This is a genomic window from Kurthia huakuii LAM0618 (genome assembly GCF_000505545.1).
Classification (GTDB): Bacteria; Bacillota; Bacilli; order Bacillales_A; family Planococcaceae; genus Kurthia; species Kurthia huakuii.
Window position 1 is genome coordinate 1 of sequence record NZ_AYTB01000039.1, and the last position, 3,956, is coordinate 3,956.

Below are 3,956 nucleotides of genomic sequence, written 5' to 3' on the forward strand. Positions count from 1 at the left end.
AAGTTGACGCAATAAGGTAGAGTTTTTAGACACGTCCTAGTTATAAAGGGGATTACACAAATTGGTGGTCATTTCTTATAACAGCGCGCTTAGAAACCGTACCTTTTCAAAAGAAAATAATCTTAAACTTTAAAACATCAATTAGACGATGGAGTCATAAAATAAGGAAATACGGGTCCAAAGATAGTACTTATGCACAGTTATCGTACAATCCTTCTCTTTTTTCAGGAAATACTTATTCAAAAGAAGTCGTTGTAGCGTTGCCAAATAATAAAGGGTGGTCAAAACCATTGCAAGCTATTCTCACTAAATTTGGGTTTGATAAATGGCCTGATGTTCCGGAAATTGAAAGGAATTATGAAGAATTTTTACAAAAAGCAGCGTTGCGTGTGCGAATTATATATGATCAAACCACACATGGCTATTCACACCTTGTAAATTCCGGGGCAGGTTGGTTGGACCGCTATAAACCTTTTGAACAGCTGAGTAATAGTTTAATTGAACAGCCTATTGCAGGCATTGAATTTTTACCGGTTTCTTTATGCCAACCAAAATTGGAAATGAAAAGATTAAAAAAAGGATTGTTTATTCCAAGAGATTTAGAAATTGATGTTTTTTATATGAATAAAGACGTGTTAGAAGAAGCACGCGCAGTTTTGGGGCGCCTATTTGAAGAGGAAGCATTAAATGAAACGACATCAAAATATGAGGTTTCAGGTAAATATATTACGTTAACAGGAATTCCGATGATTGAGCAATTTGGTGGCAATGTTTATGATTTTCATGATAAAAATGAGTATGTAGGTTTTCAACAAAAGTTGGAAAAAATTTTAACGAAGCATTCATCTGTTGGATTGGCACTTATTGAACTTTATGATAAAGAACATTTCAACAACCGAGTTGATCCGAAAGCATTGTTACGAGAGACATTTTACGAGAATGGTTATATATCACAATTTTTAGTACCTCGTACAGAAAAGAGCATACCAAAAGAAGAAATAGCAGAAAACTTTAATATCCGTGTGCAAAAAGCACTTTATGATTTGTTGAGCCGCTCAGGGGTGCAGTATATAGACACCGAGCATATAACGAAAATATCATTGCATACAAAAAAACAAGTGCAAGTGATTGGTGCAAAAACATATAAGTATCGCGAACCTAAGAATAGAAAATTGCATTCTTTTTTACTATTAACCAAATTATCGGGGAATAAATTAGAGGCATTTATTGAGGGGGTAACGTCTGAATGGGTATCGTATGATGAAGCGCTTATAACATTGAAAAAACGAAAAAATACATTACCTTACTCAGAGAACATGAAAGAAACATTATTTGATGTGTTACAAAAACTCGAAGAAAAAAATCCCGAAGATCTACTAGTGGTATTATTAGAACGTGCGAATTTTAGTAATGATGTAACATTAGGCCATTTAATCCAAACCACTAGCGTCGCATTAAAATAATGCAACACGATTAACTAAACTGAATTTTCTGTAATATAATCCAAGCACAAAAAAATCCTTTATAATGGTTGGGTGGTAGTAAACCATCCAAATCCAAAACAAAGGACATAAGCATGGATAAGTTTACACGAAAAACATCATTTGAACAATGGTTTTTACCGATATCCTCGACAAAATTAGAGGAATTGGTAGAATCCCATCAATTAAATTACTATACAAAGAAGCTCCACATCGCTTCCTTCCTGAAATTACTGCTGTTTGCGCAGCTGAATGAAACCGAAAGCTTACGTGCAGTCAGTGAGACTTTGTTTTCAGACGACCTACAAAAAGCGACGGACTTACAATCGATTAGCTTTTCACAACTCGGACGCCGGTTAAATCAAGTACCGACTGAAGTGTTTCAACAAGTATTTCTCGATTTAGTCGCTCAAATTCATGAAAAGTCGCACTATGAACAGCGCCGAAAAATGACAACACCACTGAAAATCATTGATTCGAGCACGCTTCCTTTAAACCTAAACAATCACAAATGGGCTGAATTCCGCAAAACAAAGTCGGGCATCAAGCTCCATTTGCGCCTTGTATACGCAGAGAAAGGGTGTTCGTATCCAGACAAAGCGGTGCTGACGAACGCGAAAGAACATGATCGTGGCCAACTAGAAGTACTCGTTGATGACAAAGAATGCATGTACGTTTTTGACCGTGGTTACTTGGATTACGAGCGATTTGACCGCATGACAGATGACGGCTATTTCTTTGTCTCACGCTTACGAAAAAACGCTGTCACTCGAGTTATCGAGCCGTTTGAACTACCAAATGATTCAACTGTATTATCTGATGAGATGATGTTGATTGGCACAACACAAAATCGGGCTGAAAACGTCTTCCGTCTCATCAAAGTGTTGGATTCAAAAGGAAACGAGTTGCATCTGATCACGAATCGGTTTGATGTAAGTGCTGATGAAATCGCCGAATTATACAAATCACGCTGGGCGATTGAGTTGTTTTTCAAATGGCTGAAGCAGCACTTGAACATTAAAAAGTTCTACGCGCAAAGTGAACAAGGCGTGCACAATCAAGTGTACATCGCTATGATTGTATATTGCCTGCATGTGTTGGTGCAGTTGAACACGAACAGTTCTAAAACGTATTTAAACATCAGCCGCTTATTAAAAGCAGCCCCTTGGAAATCGGCTCATCTGTGGCTTCGAAAAATCGCAGGAAAAGCCGTGCCATAAGGTTTAAACTACTATTGTCGCACTCGTCACAGGTTATAGTAAAAAAATGGATGTTTACTACTTCTGCTTCAGTGTCTTCGTTTTTCATCTGAATCAAAAAATAAGAAAACAGAATATTGCGTCAATATTTATGCGACGCTAGTGAATCCAAACAAATAAAATAAAATGAAATTAAATCCACCATTAGGATTTAAAAATACAAACTTTATTCAATTGAAATATGGTGAAGAAGTGTCTGATTATTTTACGATTGATGAAGAAACAGGCGCGCATTTACCACATATTTCAACAAATGGGGTATACAAAATTGATAACTTTAATTATTTGAATATTTCGACCAAAACAAATTCAATCCCTACAAATTACAGTAAGTATCAATCGAAAACAAATTTTGAAGGTGAAAAAATAGCGAAACCGAGCGCTTCAATGATGACACCTTTTGTCTATACCTCAGATATCAAAACAGATTATTTATGTACAATGTTGCATAAATTAGCGTACATTCATTTAGGTTCGGCTTTGTATGATTTTAAAAAGAAAATGCTTGATAATAAGGCGACTCTAACAAAGCCATATCCACTTTATCATTTTTTCGCAGAAGACACCCTCCTCAACGCGTGGAGCGAGTAGGTGGGGGATGAATGCGGTGCTTAAAAGTAGAAATGGAACGTTTGTTTGTGTTAAACTAGAAGGCAAACAAGGAGGTGTTCGCCATGATCTACAAAGCATACCCATTTCGTCTCTATCCGAACAAAGACCAACAAGCGTTGATTCATCAAACGCACGGTCATTGTCGTTTTGTCTATAACCATTTTCTTTCATTATGGAATACAGCATACAAAGAAGAAGGAAAAGGCTTAAATCGCTCCAGTATGTCTAAACTGCTGACAAAACTGAAAAAACAGGACGAGACAGCCTGGTTACGCAACGTAGATAGTGTGGCCTTACAAACCTCCTGTGAACAGCTCGTGGATGCATTCGGGCGTTTTTTCAAGAAACAAAACAACTATCCGCGTTTCAAAAGCAAGAAAAACGCCGTGCAAAGCTATACGACCAAAAATACGAATCACAATATTGCGATTGTCGGCAACAAAATCAAGTTACCCAAACTAGGACTCGTCAAATTCAAACAAACTCGCGCGCTCGAAGGTCGAATTATGCGTGCAACGATTCATTACCATGCGAGTGGGCGTTTTTCGGTGTCCATTACGTGCGAAGTCCCCGAATTTCAGCCCCTACCAAAAACCCATCAAGC

Annotated in this window: 4 protein-coding genes and 1 pseudogene; all 5 read left to right on the forward strand. The window is 37.4% G+C overall.

Annotated elements, in window-relative coordinates:
- Window positions 1-62: 62 nt before the first annotated feature.
- Window positions 63-488, forward strand: a pseudogene (locus V514_RS20805) (pPIWI_RE module domain-containing protein); the annotation flags it as partial.
- 258 nt (window positions 489-746) lie between these two features.
- The gene (locus V514_RS20810) at window positions 747-1,463 is read left to right on the forward strand and encodes a hypothetical protein (protein ID WP_239584733.1); all 717 of its coding nucleotides are present in this window, start codon (window positions 747-749) and stop codon (window positions 1,461-1,463) included.
- A 113-nt stretch (window positions 1,464-1,576) separates the two neighbouring features.
- A complete protein-coding gene (locus V514_RS0118280; RefSeq protein WP_029501210.1) occupies window positions 1,577-2,701 on the forward strand; it encodes an IS4 family transposase in 1,125 nt (374 codons plus the stop codon).
- Window positions 2,702-2,866: 165 nt separating this feature from the next.
- Window positions 2,867-3,331, forward strand: coding sequence for a hypothetical protein (locus V514_RS0118285; protein WP_029501211.1), 465 nt, complete (start codon window positions 2,867-2,869; stop codon window positions 3,329-3,331).
- Window positions 3,332-3,414: 83 nt separating this feature from the next.
- Window positions 3,415-3,956: RNA-guided endonuclease TnpB family protein (locus V514_RS0118290; RefSeq protein WP_029501212.1), on the forward strand; the 542-nt coding region annotated here is incomplete at its 3' end.

Coding starts and splice junctions, on each gene's coding strand:
- V514_RS0118285 (WP_029501211.1), top strand. CDS start 2,867: ATGAAATTAAATCCACCATTAGGATTTAAAAATACAAACTTTATTCAA.
- V514_RS20810 (WP_239584733.1), top strand. CDS start 747: ATGATTGAGCAATTTGGTGGCAATGTTTATGATTTTCATGATAAAAAT.
- V514_RS0118280 (WP_029501210.1), top strand. CDS start 1,577: ATGGATAAGTTTACACGAAAAACATCATTTGAACAATGGTTTTTACCG.